The 20,406-nt window shown below is 68.2% G+C and carries 13 protein-coding genes; 7 read left to right on the top strand and 6 right to left on the bottom strand.

Annotation, left to right across the window (positions count from 1 at the left end; genetic code table 11):
* Nucleotides 1–38 precede the first annotated feature (38 nt).
* From JOD27_RS14445 to JOD27_RS14430, 4 genes are all read right to left on the bottom strand, one after another.
* The gene (locus JOD27_RS14445; protein ID WP_204762705.1) at nt 39–2,885 is read right to left on the bottom strand and encodes a glycosyl hydrolase family 95 catalytic domain-containing protein; all 2,847 of its coding nucleotides are present in this window, start codon (nt 2,883–2,885) and stop codon (nt 39–41) included.
* A 27-nt stretch (nt 2,886–2,912) separates the two neighbouring features.
* Nucleotides 2,913–4,256 (bottom strand): extracellular catalytic domain type 1 short-chain-length polyhydroxyalkanoate depolymerase, encoded by a 1,344-nt coding sequence (locus JOD27_RS14440; protein WP_204762704.1) that lies wholly within the window; start codon nt 4,254–4,256, stop codon nt 2,913–2,915.
* Nucleotides 4,253–5,635, bottom strand: a complete 1,383-nt coding sequence (locus tag JOD27_RS14435) for a glycoside hydrolase family 43 protein (protein ID WP_204762703.1) — start codon at nt 5,633–5,635, stop codon at nt 4,253–4,255. The genes JOD27_RS14440 and JOD27_RS14435 overlap by 4 nt, the downstream gene beginning before the upstream one ends.
* Nucleotides 5,636–5,722: 87 nt before the next feature.
* The gene (locus JOD27_RS14430) at nt 5,723–7,102 is read right to left on the bottom strand and encodes a glycoside hydrolase family 10 protein (protein ID WP_204762702.1); all 1,380 of its coding nucleotides are present in this window, start codon (nt 7,100–7,102) and stop codon (nt 5,723–5,725) included.
* Between the two features lie 666 nt (nt 7,103–7,768).
* Between JOD27_RS14430 and JOD27_RS14425 the strand changes: the two genes are divergently transcribed.
* Nucleotides 7,769–9,100 (top strand): glycoside hydrolase family 6 protein, encoded by a 1,332-nt coding sequence (locus JOD27_RS14425; RefSeq protein ID WP_204762701.1) that lies wholly within the window; start codon nt 7,769–7,771, stop codon nt 9,098–9,100.
* A gap of 65 nt (nt 9,101–9,165) precedes the next feature.
* On the opposite strand, the gene JOD27_RS44920 is transcribed toward JOD27_RS14425, so the two are convergent.
* Nucleotides 9,166–11,547 carry an RICIN domain-containing protein gene (locus tag JOD27_RS44920; RefSeq protein WP_239566980.1) on the bottom strand — a complete coding sequence of 794 codons (2,382 nt, stop codon included), beginning with the start codon at nt 11,545–11,547 and terminating at the stop codon, nt 9,166–9,168.
* 226 nt (nt 11,548–11,773) lie between these two features.
* Here JOD27_RS44920 and JOD27_RS14415 point away from each other — a divergent pair, with 226 nt between their 5' ends.
* The gene (locus JOD27_RS14415) at nt 11,774–12,535 is read left to right on the top strand and encodes a FadR/GntR family transcriptional regulator (RefSeq protein ID WP_204762700.1); all 762 of its coding nucleotides are present in this window, start codon (nt 11,774–11,776) and stop codon (nt 12,533–12,535) included.
* Between the two features lie 112 nt (nt 12,536–12,647).
* Entirely contained in the window at nt 12,648–13,703 is a 1,056-nt protein-coding gene (locus JOD27_RS14410) for a LacI family DNA-binding transcriptional regulator (RefSeq protein ID WP_204762699.1), read from the top strand.
* A gap of 42 nt (nt 13,704–13,745) precedes the next feature.
* On the opposite strand, the gene JOD27_RS46010 is transcribed toward JOD27_RS14410, so the two are convergent.
* Nucleotides 13,746–13,868, bottom strand: coding sequence for a hypothetical protein (locus tag JOD27_RS46010; RefSeq protein ID WP_275591651.1), 123 nt, complete (start codon nt 13,866–13,868; stop codon nt 13,746–13,748).
* A gap of 246 nt (nt 13,869–14,114) precedes the next feature.
* Between JOD27_RS46010 and JOD27_RS14405 the strand changes: the two genes are divergently transcribed.
* The 4 genes from JOD27_RS14405 (at nt 14,115) to JOD27_RS14390 (ending at nt 20,301) form a co-directional block, all read left to right on the top strand.
* Nucleotides 14,115–15,137, top strand: coding sequence for a cellulose binding domain-containing protein (locus JOD27_RS14405; protein WP_204762698.1), 1,023 nt, complete (start codon nt 14,115–14,117; stop codon nt 15,135–15,137).
* 28 nt (nt 15,138–15,165) lie between these two features.
* Nucleotides 15,166–16,635 carry a glycoside hydrolase family 62 protein gene (locus JOD27_RS14400; protein WP_204762697.1) on the top strand — a complete coding sequence of 490 codons (1,470 nt, stop codon included), beginning with the start codon at nt 15,166–15,168 and terminating at the stop codon, nt 16,633–16,635.
* Between the two features lie 73 nt (nt 16,636–16,708).
* Entirely contained in the window at nt 16,709–18,346 is a 1,638-nt protein-coding gene (locus JOD27_RS14395; RefSeq protein ID WP_204762696.1) for a glycoside hydrolase family 27 protein, read from the top strand.
* Complete coding sequence (locus tag JOD27_RS14390) at nt 18,343–20,301, top strand: family 43 glycosylhydrolase (protein ID WP_204762695.1); 1,959 nt, start codon at nt 18,343–18,345, stop codon at nt 20,299–20,301. The genes JOD27_RS14395 and JOD27_RS14390 overlap by 4 nt, the downstream gene beginning before the upstream one ends.
* Nucleotides 20,302–20,406: the final 105 nt, after the last annotated feature.

Below are 20,406 nucleotides of genomic sequence, written 5' to 3'. Positions count from 1 at the left end.
GTCCCTTGCGCTTGTGGAACATCGTTGTCCCCTTCTCGTCACACTGCTTGGACCTGGAAGCGTTGGTTGTCGGCCCCGGTCTGGTTCCACTGGGAGACGCGGGCACCGTCGGCGGTCGACACGCTCCAGACGTCCATCGCGAGGTTGCTCTGCCGGTTGACCAGGCTGATCACCCCGCCGCCCTGGTCGACCACCCGCCACTGCTGGCTGGTCGCGTTCGTGTCGGCCTGCTGGCTGATGTCGGCGCCGGTGCTGGAGCTCGCGACCTGGAGCACCAGACCGCTGTGCCGGGCCCTGACCCGGTAGTAGCCGCCACCGGAGTCGACGAAGTCGAACTGCTGGTTGAGGCCGCCGGTCTGGGACCACTGCTGCAGCAGCGCGCCCGCCGCGGTGGAGGAACCCGCGATCTCGATGGGCTTCCCGCTGTGGCGGGCGACGAGCCGGTAGTTCACGCCGGGCCGCACGACCGGTCCGGATCCCGCGCCCTGGCCGGTCGCGCGGTAGTTGTGTCCCTTTTGGACGGAGAACTCGACCAGGTCCGCTTCCAGCTTCGTCGGCTGGATCGCGGTGCCGGTCGTCGTGTCGCGCAGCTCGAAGGTGCCGCCGAAGATCCGGTTCCGGACGCGGACGGTGCCGTCGCGGTCCGGCGTGACTGACAGGGTGATGGCGCCGTCGGCACCCCACGTCGCGCCGACCGTGTAGCCACCGCGCCCGCGCAGCCCCGTGAAGCTGCCCGCGGGCCACGCCGGTGGCAGCGCGGGCAGCACGTGCAGCTCGCCGTTGTGGCTGTGCAGCAGCATTTCCGCGATGCCGGAGGTCGCACCGAAGTTGCCGTCGATCTGGAACGGCGGGTGCAGGTCGAACATGTTGGGTGCGAGCCGGTCCGTGGTGACGAGGGACCGGATCAGGTCGTGCGCCCTGGAGCCCTCCTCGAGCCGCGCCCAGTAGTTGATCTTCCAGGCGAGCGACCACCCGGTGCCCGCGTCACCGCGCAGCTCCAGCGTCCTGCGAGCCGCGGTGTGCAGCTGCGGAGTGCCGCGCTTGGTGATCTGGTTGCTGGGGTGCAGGCCGTAGAGGTGCGAGACGTGCCGGTGGTTGGGCTCGGTCTCGACCCAGTCGTACAGCCACTCCATCACGTTGCCGCGCGAGCCGACCTTCATCGGGGCCAGCCGCTGCCTGGCCGCCCGCACCTGGGTGCGGAAGTCCGCGTCGACGCCCAGCACCTCGGACGCGCTCGCGCACCCGTCGAACAGGTCGCGCAGGATCTGCATGTCCATCGTCGGACCCGCGCACACGCTGGCGTTCGAGTGGTGGTTGAGCTCCGGCGAGTTGGACGGGTTGGTGACGAGGTACCCGAGACTCGGCTCGGTGACGAGCGTGTCGAGGAAGAACTGCGCGCACCCCTTCAGCGCCGGGTAGTACGTGCGCAGGAAGTCCACGTCGCCGGTGAACCGGTAGTGGTCCCAGATCATCGTCGAGAGCCACGCTCCACCCGTCTGCCACATGCCCGCCGCCGCGAAGTCGACGACCGAGGAACCGCGCCAGGCGTCGGTGTTGTGGTGGGTGACCCACCCGCGGGCGTTGTACTGCACCTGGGCGGTGCGCGCGCCGGTGATCGTCAGATCGTTGATCATGCGGAAAACCGGCTGGAAGCACTCGCCGATGTTCGTGGTGTTCGCGTGCCAGTAGTTCATCGGCAGGTTGGCGTTCAGCGTGTACTTCGAGTCCCACGACGGGGCCATCTGGTCGTTCCAGATGCCCTGCAGGTTCGCCGGTTGCGTGCCGGGTCGCGACGACGAGATGAGCAGATATCTGCCGTACTGGAACAGCAGCACGGAGAACTGCGGATCGGGGGTGCTCGCGTGCCGGGTGATGCGGACGTCGGTCGGCTGGTCGGCCGCCGAGGTGCGGCCGAGGTCGAGCGTCACGCGCCCGAACAGCGCCTGGTAGTCGGCGACGTGACGGGCCCGCAGCGTGTCGAAGGCGAGGCCCTGCGCGGCGTTCAGGCGGTTGCGTGCGAGGCCCTGGTAGTCGCCGTTGACCGTGCGGAAGTCGACGTAGCTGGTGCCGATGGAGATCAGCACGGTCACCGCGTTGGCGTTGGTCACGCGCAACGTCCCGCCGGAGCTGGAGACCGTGCCGCCCTCGGCGACCGCCCTCGCGAGTGCGAGGAACTTGACAGTGCCCGCGATGCCGCGCTGGGTGCCGGAAATCCCGTCCAGCGCGATCGTCGTGGCGTCCGGGCTGGACGCCGTCGTGCGCTGGGGTGAGGAGAACGAGGCGGAGAACGTGACCGAGCCCGGTGTCTCCGCGGTCAGCCGCACGACGATCACCTGGTCCGGCGCGCTGGCGAACACTTCGCGCCGGTAGCGCACGTTGTTCGCCGTGTACGTCACGACGGTCGTCGCCGTCGTGAGATCGAGCGAGCGCTGGTACCCGGACGCGGTCGCGGAAGGCAATGCCAGCCGGAGATCGCCGACGGGTTGGTACGCGAGCTGCCCCGCGGGGTTGCCGAGCATCGTCTGGTCGATCAGCGACTGCGCCTGCGTCCACTGGTTCGAGAACACGAGCTGCCGGATCTGGGCGAGCGAGCCGGCGCCCCGGGGGTTGCTGTAGTCGTGCGGGCCGCCCGCCCAGACCGTGTCCTCGTTGAGCTGCAGGCGTTCGGTGTCCGTGTTGCCGAACACCATCGCGCCGAGCCGGCCGTTGCCCACCGGCAGGGCGCGCAGCCAGTCGGATCCGGCCGGCCGGTCGTACCACAGCGAGAGGTCGCCGGCCGCGCGCACCTGCGCGGGTGCCGCGGCGGCCGTCGCTGTCCACCCTGCCTGCGTCAGCACAGCTCCCGCGCCGAGCTTCAAGAGCTGCCGCCGGTTCAGGTCGGACATGCTGTTCCTCCAATGGTTCTCTGGCGGTCAGGCCACTTCGCACGGCTCGCCGTTGAGGGTGAATCCGGCTGCGGCCGTGCTGTCACCGGTGTGGGTCGCCTGGAAACCGATCGACACCGAACCGTTCGGCGGGATCTGGGCGTTGTAGTCGACGTTGCGTGCGGTCACCTCGCCGGTGGTGGGGGAGTAACTCGCGCTCCAGCCGCTCGTGATCGCCTGTCCGCCGGGCAGCGTGAACCGCAGCTGCCAGCCGCTCACGGCGGTGGTGGACGCGTTGGCGATGGTGATCGTCTCGGTCAGGCCGGTGTTCCAGGCGTTGACCGAAGCGGTGACCCTGCATCCGTTGACAGGCACCGGCGTTGTTGTCGTGGTGGTTGTCGTTGTGGTGGTGGTGGTGGTGGTCGTCGTCGTTGTGGTGGGCGGCTTGTCCAGGCCGAGGAAGGCGATGGAGTACGCGAGCATTCCGGCCATCGGCAGGCTGTGCCCGGTGCCCTGGATGCTGATGCCCTCGATCGTCGCCGTCGTGCCGGTGGTGCCGTACCGGGTGCGCGTCCAGCTCGGCTGCGGCTGGTCGGTCGACAGCGGCGTCCTGCTCACCCCGTGGAGGTTGGTCCACTGGTCGAGCTCCTCGCCGAAGTTCGGGTACGCCAGCGTGGTGTCGGTCGTGCCGTGCCACAGCTGCATCCGCGGGTAACGGCCGGTGTAGCCGGGATACATCGCCCTGGCCTGGTCACCCCACTGCTGCGGGGTCTTCTGCACGTTTCCGCCCGAGCACTGGCTGTTCCACAACGAGCCGTTCGTCGTGGCGAAGCAGCCTGCCGGAACACCGGAGAACGCCGAGCCCGCGCTGAACACGTCCGGGTACTGGGCGGCCAGCACGTTGGTCATCATCGCGCCGGACGAGAAACCGGCGACGACGATCCGCTCGGGGTCCACGTTGTAGCGCTGGCGCGCGTACGACACCATCGACATGATCCCCGTGGAGTCGCCGCCTCCGTTGCGCCGCAAGGCGTTCGGCGTGGAGACGTCGAAGCAGTGACCGTCCCTCGTGGCCTCCGGGTAGACGATCAGGTACCCGAGCCGGTCAGCCGCCGTGACGTAGTCGCGTCCGTTGCCGTTGTGGACGGCACTCGCGGAACCACTGCAGTAGTGCACCATCACCAGCATCGCCGGACGGGCCGCGATCCGGTCGGGCGCGTACACGTACATGTTCAGGCCGGTCGGGTTGGTGCCGAAGTTCGTGACCCGCACCAGCGACGCGGCCTGCGCCGGTTGGGGCACCAACGAGAGTCCGACGGCGGCTAGCAGCAGTGTCAACGCCGCGAGGAGCGCGATGATCCCGAACCTGTCGGGGTGCGACCGGGCGCTCATGACGCGCTCCTCCTGCCGGCCGTGCCGAACGTCCACCAGTCCATGTTGAGCAGGAAACCGTTGCCACCGCTGAACCTCAGGTAGAGATCACGGGTGCCGGTGAGCCCGCTCACCGGGCACGAGACGGTGGTCCAGTTCTGCCAGCCGCCGGTGTTCGGCACCGCGCACCGGCCGGCGAGCGGACCGGTCGGGCTGCCGGAGCGCACCTCCACGGAGCTGCCGGCGACGGTGGACGCGACCCGAGCGGCGAAGAGGTTCGCGCCGGCCCCGAAAGCCACGTTCTTCACCTTGACGTAGTCACCGTTGTTGATGTTGGCGATGTTCATGCCGCCCTCGCTGGACTTCTCGGTCTCGATGCCGTTGCCCCACGCGATCGTCTCGGCTTCCTGGCGCGTGTAGGGGTTGAGCGTGTCCGCGGCCGGTGGTCCCGCCGTCGTCATGTTGATCTGCGGAATCGTGCCGTCGGCGTTGTAGCTGAACTTCTCGACGGCGACGGACCGGGTGAAGCCACCACCGCCCGGCAGAGCGCCGTTGTGGTAGAAGAAGTACGAGCTGCCCTTGAAGTCGATGATGCCGGGGTGGTTCGTGAAGCTGTTGCCCTGCGTGGGCATCACGGTGCCGCGGTAGGTCCACGGGCCGGTGGGACCGGGAGCCGTGGAGTAGGCGATGAACTCCGAGCAGCACTTGGCGGCGAAGACGTTGTAGTACAGGCCGTTGCGCTTGTAGACCCAGGGGCCTTCCTCGTACAGCGTCGGCCTGTTGGGGTCACCGGTGCGGGTGCCGAACCCGGCCGTGGTGAGAGGGATCCGGTTGATGCCGCCGGAGTAGGAGATCATGTCGGTGTTCAGCCGCACGTACGACAGGTTGGGGTTGCCCCAGTACAGGTACGCCTGCCCGTTGTCGTCGATCATCACCGTGGGGTCGATCTCGCCGTTCTCCACCAGGGGCCGGCCGAGGGCGTCGCGGAACGGCCCGGTGGGGCTGTCGGACACGCCGACACCGATGGCGGGGCGTCCGGTGGCCTTGGTGACGACCGGGACGTACCAGTAGAACTTGCCGTTGCGCTCGATCGCCTGCCCGGCCCACGCGTCCTGCTTCGCCCAGCTGAAGGTGGCGAGGCTCATCGGTGAGCCGTGGTCGGTCCAGTTGACCATGTCGGCCGACGACCAGACCCGCCACTCCTTCATGGTGAACCAGGTCGAATTGTCCTCGTCGTGTCCTGTGTAGAGATACACCCGTCCGTTGTGGACCAACGGCGCCGGGTCGGCGGTGTAGATGTGTTGCACGATCGGGTTGTCCGCCCTCGCCGGGGCGATCACCGTCAGGACCAGGCCCGCGACCGCGGCGATGGTCGTCCAGAGACTTCGTTTCGTGGCCATCATCGTCTCCTGCGAGGGCAGGGAGGCTCCGCGGACCGGGCTGTTCGCCCGGTCCGCGAGGTCCCTGGGGGTGTGTGATGTGGAACGTCAGCTCGCGGCGCAGGTCGGGTTGAGCCCCGATCCGCTGCCGGTGCCCTGGAAGCCGAACTCGGTGGACTGACCGGCCGGAACGTTGGCGTTGTAGTCCACGTTGGTCCAGTTCACGGTTCCGCTGTTACCGCTGCGGTTGGCGCTCCACGAGTTCGTGACCGTGCCGTTCGACAAGGTCGTCGTGACCCGCCAGCCCCTCAGCGCGGAGGACCCGGCGGTGACCTTGATCGTCGCGACGAACCCTTCACCCCACTGGTTCAGCGACACCGAAGCGGTGCAGTCACCGGGTCCGGGGTTGTTGGACGTCGTGGTCGTCGTGGTGGTGGTGGTTGTCGTGGTGGTGGTGGTGGTCGTCGTCGTTGTGGGGCCGGGGCCACCCGCGTTCAGCGCGTCCAGCACCGCGGTGTACGCGGGCTTCTTGGCGCCGGAACCGGTGAACAGCAACGGGTTCTCGCCACCGCGCCACGAGTCGGTGTCGCGGATGCCCCAGGTGGTGATGCCGGCGCAGGCGCGGACGGCCATGCAGGCCTTCGTCACGACGCCGTAGGCGTTGGCCTGCTGGTTGCCGGCGATGTCGAGCTCGGTGATCTGCACCTCGACGCCGAGGTCGGCGAAGCGCTGGAGGTTCGCCTGGTAGTCCCCCGGCGGGTTGTTGGTCAGATGCGACTGGAACCCGACGCAGTCGATCGGCACACCGCGGGACTTGAAGTCGCGCACCATGTTGTAGATGCCCGTGGACTTCGGGTTGATGCCGTCGGTGTTGTAGTCGTTGTAGCAGAGCTTCGCGCCGGGGTCGGCGGCACGGGCGGCGCGGAACGCGGCCTCGATCCAGTCGTTGCCGGTGCGCTGCAGGTTGGAGTCGCGCCTGCCCCCGCTGCCGCCGTCGGCGAACGCCTCGTTGACGACGTCCCAGGCGTAGATCTTGCCCTTGTAGTGGGTGGCGACCTGGGTGACGTGGTTCATCATGGCCTGCCGCAGGTCGGAGCCCTCCATGCGCTGCGCCCAGCCCGGTTCCTGCTGGTACCACAGCAGGGCGTGGCCGCGCATCCGCTTGCCGTTGTTCAAGGCGTGGTTGAGGATGCGGTCACCACTGGAGTAGTTGAACTGGCCGCGGTTGGGCTCGGTCGCGTCCCACTTCATCTCGTTCTCGGCGGTGACCATGTTGAACTCCGTGTTCAGGATGTTCACGTAGGTCGAGTCGCCGAGCTTGGACGCCGCGACCGCGGCGCCGAAGTAGCGGCCGGTCTGTGCGGCCGCGGCACCGAGAGTGGTGGCAGCGTTGGCGGTGGCCGTCACGATCAGGGTGGCTCCGAGCGCCGCCGCCGCGACAGCCGAAACGATCGGGACAAGTGACACTGACCTCGATGTCAGTTTCATCTTCCAACTTTCGAAAACTCGCCCGGAACGCGGGCGTGGTGGGCAGGGAGAGCGATCCCCGCGCACGTGGTGAGGTCCGGTGCGGCGTTGCCGGGAGTCTCGGTGTGCGGAATCGCGAAGGTGCTGAGCGCCGTCACCCGCAGCGCGGTGGCGTGCTGGCCTCGGGGCCGGAACGTCTTCGGTACCAACCAGAACTGTTCACTGCCGTCTCCTTCACTCACGTGCGGGTGAGCGTCGTAGAGGGGCCGCGTGGGGCACGCCGTGCAGGAGTGTGGCAGCTCCGTGTTCGCGCTCACAAGAAGGCGTCGCGGTTTTTGCGCCCAGATTGAGCTGAACGGAGTACAAAAAGAAGGGAGCGCTCCCAATCTGCACGAAAAATGGCCTGGACCATCGACTGCCAGCACCCAGGTCGAATGGATATTGCTAAAGTTAGCGCTAACATTTTTAGCATTTGACGGCCCATGGAGCCGTGGTTACGTTGACCCCGAGTCGAACCCGCTCTCGCAGGCGGATGCTTGCCGCCATTCATGAGAGCGCTCTCACACCCCTTACCGCACCAGCAACGACGCTGCGAGGACCTGAATGAGAGCAAACGATCCCTCGTCCCGGCCGCATCTTTCACCCGGCGTTCCGGCGAGCGGCAGCACCACACGATGGAAGCCCGCGATGGGTGCCTGCGCGGCCGTGGGCGTGCTCGTCGCCGGCACCGTCGCCCTGACCGTGGGCGGAGGTGTCTCGGTCAGTGCCGCCGAGTCGGCGTTCTACGTCGACCCGGCGAGCTCGAGCGCCAGATGGGTGGCCGCCAACCCCGGTGACTCGCGGGCGGCGGTCATCCGCGACCGCATCGCCTCGGTGCCGCAGGCACGGTGGTACACGACGACCAACACCTCGTCGGTCCGCTCGGAGGTCAGTTCGTTCGTCGGCGCGGCCGCCTCGGCCGGGAAGATCCCGATCCTGGTGGTCTACAACATCCCCAACCGCGACTGCGGCGGCGCGAGCGGTGGCGGAGCGCCGTCCCACGCGGCGTACCGGGCGTGGGTCGACGAGGTGGCGGCAGGGCTCGCCGGGCGTGCCGCGACGATCGTGCTCGAACCGGACGTCCTGCCGATCATGAGCAACTGCCAGAACGCGGACCAGCAGAACCAGACCAAGGCGTCCATCGCCTACGCGGGCAAGAAGCTGAAGTCCGGTTCCTCGCGGGCCAAGGTGTACTTCGACATCGGCAACTCCGCGTGGCTCAGCGCGTCGGAGGCCGCGAACAGGTTGCGCGCCGCGGACGTGTCGAACAGCGCCGACGGCATTTCGACGAACGTGTCGAACTACCGCTGGACCTCCGACGAGGTGAACTACGCGAAGAACGTGCTCAACGCCGTCGGCGACGGCCGGCTCAAGGCCGTGGTGGACACCAGCCGCAACGGCAACGGCCCGCAGGGCACCGAGTGGTGCGACCCGCCAGGCCGCGCGATCGGCACCCCGAGCACCGTGAATACCGGTGACTCGCGGATCGACGCGTTCCTGTGGGTCAAGCTGCCCGGTGAGTCCGACGGCTGCATCGGGCCGGCCGGTCAGTTCGTGCCGCAGCGGGCCTACGAACTGGCGATGGCGGCAGGACCGACCACCACGACCACCACTACTACGACCACGACCACCACCACGACCACCACCACGACCTCGGGCGGCAACCCCGGCACCGGCTGCCGGGCGAGCCATCGCCTGATCAGCCAGTGGCAGGGCGGCTACAGCGCGGAGATCGTGATCGAGAACCGCGGGGCCGCGGTCAACGGCTGGACGTTCACGTTCTCGGCTCCCGGTGTGACCGTCACGCAGGGCTGGAACGGGACGTGGTCCGACGGCGGCGACGTCGTCAGCGTCGTCAACGCGTCCTGGAACGGCTCGATCCCGTCCGGCGGCCAGGTGAGTATCGGCTACAACGCGAACTACAGCGGCTCGACGCCACCGTTCTCGACGGCGACGTTGAACGGCACCGTCTGCTCCTGACCTTCTCGTAGCAGGAAAACGGTTCCCCGTCCCGGCCGGGACGGGGAACCGTCGTGTGTGGACGGTCAGCTGCGCAGACTCCACTGCTGGTTCGTCCCGCCGTGGCACGACCAGAGCTGGACCAGCGTGCCGTTCGCGGTCCCGTTGCCGCTGGCGTCGAGACACAGGCCGGACTGCGCCCCGGTGATGCTGCCGTCGGCGTTGACGTTCCACTGCTGGTTCAGCCCACCGTGGCAGTCCCACAGGATCGCCGCCGTGCCGTTGCTGGTGCCCTGCCCGGAGGCGTCCAGGCACTTGCCCTGCACCGTGAGCTGCTTGCCGGAGGTGTAGTTCCAGCGCTGGTTCGTGCCGCCGGTGCAGTCCCAGAGCCTCGCCTGGGTGTTGTTGTTCGTGTTGGCCACGTCGAGGCAGCGGCCCGACTGGGCGCCGACGACGGTGACGTTCTCCTTGCCGCCGCCGCCACCGGAGCCGCCCGGTCCCGCGTTCGCGATCACCGCCTGGGCTCCGGCCGGCCAGTTGCCGTTGGAGACAACGACGTTGCCGTTCACGACGTTGCCGCGGTCGCCGTTGGTGATGTTGGTGCTGCCGTTGGTCGACCAGTTGTTGGTGACCGTCCAGTTGCCCATGTTCTCGCCACCGCCGTAGTTCGCGGTGGCCCACGTGCCGGTGGCGGAGAAGACGTTGCCGGTCGCGCGGTAGTACTTGGAGCCCTCGTCGAAGTAGAGGCCGAACCACCCGTTGGTGCGCAGGCAGTAGTTGCCGCTGATCTCCGCGTTCGGGTTCCAGCCGAGCGTGTAGATGCAGCCGCCGTCGGTCATCTGCTGCATCACGTCGTGGACGTAGTTGTTGAGGAGCTTGTTGCTCGACGCCGTGGTGGGCGTCGAGTACCGGGGCTGGTAGTTGTACAGACCGCGGCCGGCGTAGTGGTTGCTGCCGCCCGCGTCGTTGGAGCCCCAGCCGTAACCGAGCGAAAGGCCCGAGTACGGCATGTTGTAGACCTCGTTGTTGGCCACGGTGGCGGTGCTGACGTAGGTGCTGAGCACCGACACGTTGCCCCGGTACTCGATGCCGAGGTCGTGGATGCGGTTGTAGCTGATCGTGATGTTCCGGTTGACCATCCGTTGGTCGGTCGGATGGTGCGCGTCGGCGCGCACGCCGCCGGCCACGACGCCGCCCGCCGAGTTCTGCGCGATCTCCGACTTGGTGATCGTGATGTCGGACGCGCCCAGGCCGACGCCGCTGGCGTGCGCGTTGGCGTCGTTGCCGATGCCGATCGCCATCTGCCCGAGGTTGACGAAGCGGGACTCGGTGAAGGTGATGCCGCTGGCCGCGGAGATCTGGACGGCGGCGGGCATCTGGAACCAGTGCGGCCGGACCGCCTCGAACGCCTGGCAGCCGCTCTTGCACGAGTTCAGCCGGTCGGCGGGCCAGTTCCAGTTGCCGGAGATGTAGGCGCCGGTCTGCTGGTCGGCGAAGCCCTGGTTGCTGCTGGGGCCGAGCCACGACGTGCCGGTGAAGGTGATGCCGCTGAACGTCATGTTGCGCGCGGGAGCGTCGTAGGTGCCGCCGACGCCGACAAGCGACTGCAGCGTGGGCAGTTCGACGCTGACGTTGCTCATGTTCTGCCCGGCGCGCGGAATGTAGTAGAGCACGCCCGTGCCGGGGTTGAGGTACCACTCGCCTGGCGCGTCGAGGAACTCGTACGCGTTCGCCAGGTAGAGCGGTCCCGCGCGGAACGGGTTGTTGAGCGCGTCGTAGCCGAACGTGTTGTTGTTCCACGCGGGCTGCTGCATTGTGATGAAGTTTCCGGCGATGCTCTGCACCGGCGAGTACCTGTCGGTGAACGAGTTGACGCTCTCCACCTCGACGCGGTTCTGGTTCGCCAGGTTGTTCAGGTAGCTCAGTGCGCCGTTCGAGAAACGCAGGCCCGTGTCGGTGAAGGTGAAGTCGGACCGGTTCACCTGCGTACGCGCGCGCGTGGCGATCACGCCGTCGACGTAGAGCTGACGGCTGTCGAGGCCCGTGCCGACGGTGGCGCGCCAGATGTTCTTGCCGGAGTCGGCGACCGACCACCCGGTGACGGCCTTGGCACCGCTGACGACGGGCCGTGCGCCCGCGGCGGCCTGCCACAGCACGCGATAACCGTTGGTGCCGGAGTCCTCCGCGGTGAACCGCAGCGGCTGCGAGAGCCGGTACACCCCGCCGGCGAGCTCGACGACGATGTCGCCGGACATCGTGCCGGTGCGGGAACGCACAGCGGCCTGTGCGGCCGCCAGCGAACACGGTTCGGTGGTGGTGCAGGAGGTTCCGGTTCCGGTGGGGGAGGCGTACAGGGTCGTGGTGGCGGCGGACGCCGGGGGAGCCGTGGCGATCGCGGCGGTCACCACCACCGCGGCGGCCGCGAGTGCCACTCGCCGCCGCACAGCAGGGAATGAGGACGTGGACAAGGGACCTCCTGAGGGGTGCTGGATCGGCCTCCCGTGGCGGCGGAGGGGGCAGCTCGTGTCCTTTGTGGACTCGCAGGAAAGATGGGGTGGCGGGGATCAACCGACGGCGATCGCGCTCGCACCCGGCAGTGCGGACCACTGCGAACCTAACTCGTATGACGTGTGACGTCAATGTTACATATAGTGTGAGGCCAGATCAGCAGGCCGCGGCGCAACGGAGTCGAAGATGACAGCGACAGGTCGGCAGCCGGAACCGAGCCAGGGCTGGACCCGGAGACCGGCCAGCCTCGCGTCGGCGGTGACCGCTGAGCTGGTGCAGCGCATCGTCCGCGGCACCTATCCCGCCGGCGACACGCTGCCTGCGGAACCGGTGCTCTGCCAGACCTTCTCGGTGAGCAGGACGGTGATCCGCGAGGCGGTGAAAGTCCTGCAGGAGAAGGGTTTGGTCCGGGTACGCCAGGGTTCCGGCACGATGGTCAGCCCGCGGGTGCAGTGGAACATGCTCGACGAGCTGGTGCTCGCCGCCACGATCGCGGAGGACGAGAGCCTCTCGATCCTCGACGACCTGGTCGTGACGCGGCGGCTGCTGGAGTCCGACATGGCTCAGGTGGCGGCACGCACCGCCGACCGGGAGGTCGTCGAGCGGCTGCGCGCGTTGGTCGACCTGATGGACGAGCTCGTCGACGACGTCGCCACCTACGAGGAGCACGACCGGATCTTCCACGACACGATCATGCAGGCGTCGGGCAACCGCATCGCCCGCGGTGTCGTGCGCTCCCTGGAGGCGCAGGCCATCACCACGGCCGGCTATCTCGGCAGGAGCAGCCGTGACCTGTGCAAGGCCTCCAACGCGGGGCACCGGCGCATCTGTGAACGCATCGCCGCCCAGGACGCGGCCGGTGCGGCGGACGCCATGTTCACCCACATCACCGAGGCGTGGCTCGTGCGGCGCGGTGAGGCCGGTGATCCTGGTCGTCTGAAGCGGTGAGCGCGCGCCGGACGTTCCCTCCGCCCAGGACCGTCCGGCCTCGCAGGCATCTCGTGGAACCCCGGCCGGAACACGCGGCCGGAACTGCACGGCAACAGGAGGCGGATCGGCAGTGGGACGCACACGAGTGACACTGGCCGACGTCGCGGCGGCGAGCGGAGTCTCGGTCACGACGGCATCACTCGTCCTGACCGGACGAGCGCGGGAGCTGCGCATCTCGGCGGACGCCGAGCGTCGGGTGCGATCGACGGCCCAGGAGCTGGGCTACCGGCGCAACACCCTGACAGCGGGACCGCGCGCCGGCCGGTCGCAGACGATCGGGTTCGTGTCGGACACGGTGGCGTCGTCCGGCTGGGCGGGCGACATGGTGAAAGGCGCCGTGGACGCCGCGTACCGGCACGGGTTCATGCTGTTCGTCGGCGAGTCCGGCGGAGACCCGGTGGTCGAACGAACGCTGGTCGACGCGATGGGCGACCGGCGAGCGGACGGCGTGGTCCTCGCGTCCATGCACACCAGAACCGTCGCCGTGCCGGACGGCCTGTACGACGGACCGGCCGTGCTGCTCAACGCCACACCGGCATCCCGCACGACCGCACCCTCGGTGCTGCCCGACGAGGTGCAGGCAGGCCGCTCGGCCGCCCGCGTCCTGGTGGAGGCGGGTCACGACCGCGGCATCCACCTGATCGGCGCGGGACCGGGTATGTGCGACACCCCGCCGCACAGCATCGCGGCCGAGGAACGACTCCTCGGCCTGCGCGAGGTCTTCTCCTCGGCGGGAGCCGAGGTGGCCGGCGCGCAGTGGTGTCCTAAGTGGACACCCGAGCACGGCTTCGCCGCCACGGCCCAACTGCTGCGCACGCACCGGCCCAAGGCGTTGGTGTGCCTGAACGACCGGCTCGCGTTCGGGGCGTACCAGGCGCTCACGGAAGCCGGGCTCTCGGTGCCGGAAGACGTGTCGGTGATCGGTTTTGAGGACCATCCCATCGCCTCGTGCATGCGACCGCGGCTGACCACCGTGGCGCTGCCGCACTACGAGCTGGGTGCGTGGGCGGTCAAGGTGCTGGTGGAGATGGTTCTGCGGCGTGGGCGTGGTGCGCGCGGGCCGATGGTTCATCGGGTGCCGATGCCGGTGCGTGAAGGTGGTTCGGTGGCGGCGCCGCGAGGTTGAACGCGCCTGGGGACGGCTGTTCGGCGTGCGGGAGCCGGTGGTTCATCGCGTGCCGACACCGGTGTGCGAAGCCGGTTCGGTGGCGTCGCCGCGCGGCTGAACGTCCTGACGGCGGTACGTGACGGCGGACCGGTGCCGCGCCGTGCGGGCGAACCCGATGTTCACGCTAACAGCGCAAGACTTACGAGCCGCAGCGACGTGCCGTGGCCGGAAGAGCCTCTCCCTGGTGTCGAATGGGAATTCGACATCGTCGATCGCTCGCCAGCTAAAGTGAACGCTCACATTTTAGCTTTGACCGTGTGTGACGGCGTCATTACATTGCTGGACGTCGACCCTGTCGCTGACCTCCCGTCAACGAAGACGCAGGGAGGCCCTGGTCCTGCAACCTCAGGTCTCCCGGGAAGGCTCACCATGTCGAGCCCGCTGAAGGCTTTGTGTGCAGCGCTGATCGCCATCCTGCTGACGGCGCCGCCCGCCGGAGCTGACGAGTCCACTGTGGACGCCAACGCCGATCCGGTGCGGGTGATGCCGCTCGGCGACTCGATCACCCAGGGCGGCTCGATCGGCGGCTACCGCCTCGACCTCGGGACGAAGCTCCGGGCCGCCGGGCGCAACGTCGACTTCGTGGGTTCGTTGTCGGACGGACCTTCCTCCATGCCCGACCGCAACCACGAGGGCCATCCCGGCTGGACGATCGCGCAGATCGACGCGAACGTCGTGAACTGGCTGCGCACCTACAACCCGCGCACGATCCTGCTGCACATCGGCACCAACGACATGTACGGCAGCGATCCGGCCGGTGCGCCGAGGCGGCTCTCCGCCCTGGTCGACAAGATCACGAGCCAGGCGCCGTCGGCCGAGGTGTTCGTCTCGACCATCATCCCGATCCGGTTCGCCGACTCGACCGTGCGCAACTACAACGCCGCGATCGTGCCGCTCCTGCGGGCCAAGGCCGCTGCGGGCAAGCGGGTGCACGTCGTGGACATGTACCCGGCGGTACCGATCTCCGACCTTCCCGACGGCATCCACCCGAACGCCGCCGGCTACAGCAAGATGGCCTCGGTCTGGTACGCCGCGTTGTCGTCGGTGCCCGGCAGCATCGGCGACCCGCAGCAGCCAGGCGATCCGCAGCAGCCAGGCGACACGTGCACGGCGACGCCGCGGGTGGCGAGCACGTGGAACGGCGGCTTCCAGGCGGAGGTCACCGTCGCCAACCCCACGGCGTCGGCGATCTCCGGCTGGACGGTCCGGTTCACCCTGCCCGGCGGCCACACCGTCACGCAGATCTGGGGTGGCACCGCCAGCGGTTCGGTCACGGTCACCAACGTCAACTACAACGGCGCGATCGCCCCCAACGGTTCCGTCACCTTCGGCTTCATCGCTTCCGGCGCAGGTGAGGCGGCCATCGGCGCCGCCACGTGCTCCAGCTCGTGACCGATCCCTCCGACGACGAAGGGTGATCATGTTCTTCGCACGACTGTTCAACTCCCGGAGAGCCCGGCTCACGGCCATGGCCGCGGTACCGCTCGTCGCGTTGTCCGCCATGACCGCCGCGACGCTGCCTCCCGCGGCGGCCGCGCCGGGGTGTTCCGTCACCTACTCCTCACCGTCGCAATGGGACGGTGGCTTCACCGCCAACGTCAGCATCACCAACCTCGGTGACGCGATCGACGGCTGGACGCTCACCTGGAGCTTCGGTGCCGGACAGCAGGTGAAGCAGGCCTGGAACGCCGAGGCGACCCAGTCCGGCGCCGACGTGACCGCGCGCAACGTCTCCTACAACGCGACCATCCCCACCGGCGGCAAGGTCGAGTTCGGGTTCAACGGCTCCGCCACGGGAACGGACAACCCGAACCCCACGGCGTTCACGCTGAACGGCACACTGTGCACCGGCGACGTCGGCCCCACCACGACCACCACCACCACCACCACGACAACGACGACGACCACGGGCAACCCGCCCGCAGGCAACCTGCCGTCGAGCTTCCGGTGGTCCTCCAGCAACGTGCTGATCAGCCCCAAGCCGGACTCCGCGCACCCGAACGTGTACTCGGTCAAGGACCCGAGCGTCGTGTACTACAACGGCAAGTACCACGTGTTCGCGTCGGTGTACACGACCGGCTACAACATCATGTACACGAGCTTCACCGACTGGTCGCAGGCCGCCTCGGCACCGCACCACTACCTCGACCGCACGGCGGTCGGCAGCGGTTACAAGGCCGCGCCGCACGTGTTCTACTTCGCGCCGCAACGCTTGTGGTACCTCGTCTACCAGACGGGATCGAACGCGTCCTACTCGACGACGACCGACATCTCGAACCCGTCGTCGTGGTCGGCGCCGAAGAACTTCTACGCCAACGGAATGCCGCAGATCATCCGTGACAACATCGGCAACGGCTACTGGGTCGACTTCTGGATGGTGTGCGACAACGCCAAGTGCTACCTGTTCTCGTCCGACGACAACGGCCACCTCTACCGGTCCGAGACGACCCTGGGCCAGTTCCCCAACGGGTTCACCAACACCGTGATCGCGATGCAGGACTCGAACCGCAACCGGTTGTTCGAGGCCTCCAACGTCTACAAGGTCGCGGGCAAGAACCAGTGGCTCCTGGTGCACGAGGCGATCGGGTCGGACGGCAGGCGCTGGTTCCGCACGTGGACCGCTCCGGCGATCACCGGACCGTGGACCCCGCTGGCGGCCGAGGAGTCGAACCCGTTCGCCCGCTCGAACAACGTGACGTTCCCGAGTGGATCGTGGACGCGCGACTTCAGCCACGGCGAGATGATCCGCGCCGGCGTCGACCAGACCATGGAGATCAACCCCTGCCAGCTCCGCTTCCTCTACCAGGGCATGAACCCCAACTCCGGTGGTGACTACAACAAGCTGCCCTGGCGGCTCGGCCTGCTGACCCAGACCAACTCGACCTGCTGACCCACCCCACAGGACCGACGCCGCCGGGAACCCGGATCCCCGGCGGCGTCACCCTGCCAGAAAGGAATCGGCGATGTTCACCAGGCCGAAGAAACTTCCGCACGTCGCCGCCGCCGTGCTGGCCGTGATCGCGACCATCACCGCGGGCCCCACCACGGCCACCGCCGCTCCCGGCAGTCCCGCGCTGACCCCGCCGATGGGCTGGAACAGCTGGAACAGCTTCGGTTGCGGCATCACCGAAGCCCAGGTGCGCCAGGCCGCCGACGCGATGGCGTCCTCCGGCATGCGTGATGCCGGCTACCAGTACGTGGTCGTCGACGACTGCTGGTTCGACCCGCAGCGCGACTCCTCCGGCAACCTGCGCTCGCACCCGACGAAGTTCCCGAGCGGCATGAAGGCGCTGGGCGACTACATCCACTCGCGCGGCCTGAAGTTCGGCATCTACCAGGTGCCGAACGAGAAGACGTGCGCGCAGGGCACCGGCGCCTTCCCCGGCGCGACCGGGAGCAAGGGCCACGAGGTGCAGGACGCGCGCGCGTTCGCGTCCTGGGGCGTCGACTACCTCAAGTACGACTGGTGTTCCGGCGCGGGCACCAGGGACGAGCAGGTCGCGCGGTTCACGATCATGCGGGACGCCCTGCGCGCCACCGGCCGCCCGATCGTCTACAGCATCAACCCCAACAGCTTCCACGCCATCACCGGCGACAAGTACAACTGGGGCGAGGTCGCCGACCTGTGGCGCACGACCGAGGACCTGCTGGACATCTGGCAGAACAACAACGTCAACAGCTATCCGATGGGCGTGGGCAACGTCGTCGACGTCACCGCCCCGCTCGCCGTCCAGTCCGGCCCGGGTCACTGGAACGACCCGGACATGCTCGTGGTCGGACGACCGGGACTCTCCCTCACCGAGGCCCGCTCGCACTTCGCGCTGTGGTCGTTGATGGCGGCACCGCTCATGGCCGGCAACGACATCCGCACGATGTCGTCCGACGTGAGCGCGATCCTGCGCAACCCGCGCCTGATCGCGGTGAACCAGGACAGGCTCGGCGCCGGTGGACGTCGGGTACGCGATGACGGCGCCACCGAGGTGTTCGCCAAACCGCTCGCGGACGGCTCGGTCGCCGTCGGCCTGTTCAACCGGGGCAGCGGCACCACGACCGTTTCCACCACGGCAGCCGAGATCGGCCTGTCCGGCACGAGTTTCACGCTGACCGACCTGTGGACCGGTGGCACCTCCACCACCTCGGGCGCGATCTCGGCTTCCGTTCCCGCCCACGGCGTGGCCGCCTACCGGGTGAGCGGCGGCAGCCCGCTCGCCGCCACCACCGCACGGCTGCGTGGCACGGCGTCCAACCGGTGCCTCGACATCGAGAACGCCTCCACGGCCTCCGGCGCCAACACGGTGATCTGGGACTGCCACACCGCGGCGAGCCAGCAGTGGACCACGTGGCCGAACGGCGAGATCCGCGTCTTCGGCGACAAGTGCCTCGACGCCTACAACCAGGGCACCGCCACCGGCACCCGCGTGATCAGCTGGCAGTGCAACGGCCAGGCGAACCAGCGCTGGACCGTCGGCTCCGACGGCTCGATCCGCAACGCCAACGCCGGGCTGTGCCTGGACGTGGAACGGTCGGGCACCGCCAACGGCTCGCGGATCGTGCTGTGGACCTGCAACGGCCAGACCAACCAGAAGTGGGCACGGTCATGAGGCGCGCACCGATCGCGGCGGCGCTGTCCGCCCTCACGCTCGTGGCGGGAGGACTCGCCGCGAGCACGGGCGCGCAGGCCGCTCCCGGCTGTTCGGTCACCTACACCAAGACCTCCGAGTGGCAGGGCGGTTTCGGCGCGTCCGTGTCCATCACGAACACCGGTGACGCGATCACCGGCTGGACGCTCGAGTGGACGTACGCCTCCGGCCAGCAGGTCGGCCAGCACTGGAACTCGGTGATCACCCAGAGCGGCAACGAGGTCAGCGCGCGCAACGCCTCCTACAACGGCTCCGTGCCGTCCGGCGGGAAGGTCGAGTTCGGGTTCAACGCCACGTACACCTCGACGAACCCCGACCCCGTGTCGTTCCGCCTGAACGGCACCACGTGCAACGACCCCGGTACCCCCACGAGCACGACGACGACCACGACGACCACGACAACTGCGACGCCGCAACCCTCGTCGTTCAAGAACCCAGTGATGTGGCAGGACTTCGCGGACGGCGACATCATCCGCGTGGACGACACGTACTACTACTCGGCGTCGACCATGCACTACTCGCCGGGCGCGCCGGTCCTTCGTTCCTATGACCTGGTGAACTGGGAGTACGCCGGGCATTCCGTACCGCGGCTGGAGTTCGGCGCCAAGTACGACCTCAACGGCGGCCGGGGTTACGTCCGCGGCATCTGGGCGTCGTTCCTGAACTACCGCAAGAGCAACAAGACGTACTACTGGGGCGGCTGCGTCGACTTCGCCCAGACCCACATCTACAGCGCCACGGCGGTGGACGGGCAGTGGTCGAAGCTGTCCACCATCAACAAGTGCTACTACGACGCGGGAATGCTGGTCGACGACAACGACACGATGTACGTCGCGTACGGCAACACCCAGATCAGCGTCGCGCAGCTCTCGCCGGACGGGAAGTCCGAAGTGCGCTCCCAGCAGGTGTTCCAGACCCCGTCGAACATCGGCACCCTCGAGGGCGCGCGGTTCTACAAGCGCAACGGCAGCTACTACATCTGGCTGACCAGGCCCGCGAACGGTCAGTACGTGCTCAAGTCGTCCAGCCCGTTCGGTCCCTACACGATCCAGCAGGTGCTGCTGAACATGCCGTCACCGGTGCAGGGTGCGGGAGTGCCGCACCAGGGCGGTCTCGTGCAGACGCAGAACGGCGACTGGTACTACATGGCGTTCATCGACGCCTATCCCGGCGGCCGCATGCCGGTGCTCGCACCGATCACCTGGACCTCCGACGGCTGGCCGCGCATCACCACCGTCAACGGCGGCTGGGGCGCGAGCTACCCGATGCCGAACCTGCCGGCCCCACCACGTCAGGTCAAACCGATGACCGGTGTGGACACCTTCGAGGGCACGACACTCGGCCCGCAGTGGGAGTGGAACCACAACCCGGACACCACGAAGTACAGCGTCAACAACGGTTTGCGGCTCTCCACCGCGACCGTGACCAACGACCTGTACAACGCCCGCAACACACTGACGCACCGCATCCAGGGCCCGTCGTCCACGGCCACCGTCGCGCTCGACGTGGCGTCGATGCGCGACGGCGACCGCAGCGGTCTCGCGATGCTGCGGGACTCCTCGGCGTGGATCGGGATCAAACGCGACAACGGCCGCAACCGCGTCGTGATGGTCAACGGTCTGACCATGGACGGCAACTGGAACACCACCGGCACCGGCACGGAGATCGCGAGCACGAACCTCACCGGCAACCGGATCTGGTTGCGCGCCAACGCCGACATCCGGCCCGGCAGCGGGCGGCAGGCGCGGTTCTCCTACAGCACGGACGGTGTCAGCTTCACACCGCTCGGCACGGCGTTCACGCTCAAGAACGAATGGCAGTTCTTCATGGGCTACCGCTTCGGCATCTTCAACCACGCCACGCAGGCGCTCGGCGGCGCGGTCACGGTGTCGCGGTTCGAGCTCTCCACTCCCTGAGCGGTTACCCGAAGTCGTGTTCGCGGGGCGGGGCGGGATGATGGGTTCCTTCCTCCACCTGGCGTGCGGGGCCCCGGCAAGTCCTCCGAGTGCGGCCGATATGCC

This window comes from Lentzea nigeriaca, from assembly GCF_016907955.1.
In the GTDB taxonomy this organism is placed as follows: Bacteria; Actinomycetota; Actinomycetes; order Mycobacteriales; family Pseudonocardiaceae; genus Lentzea; species Lentzea nigeriaca.
This window is presented reverse-complemented; position numbering and strand designations above follow the sequence as displayed.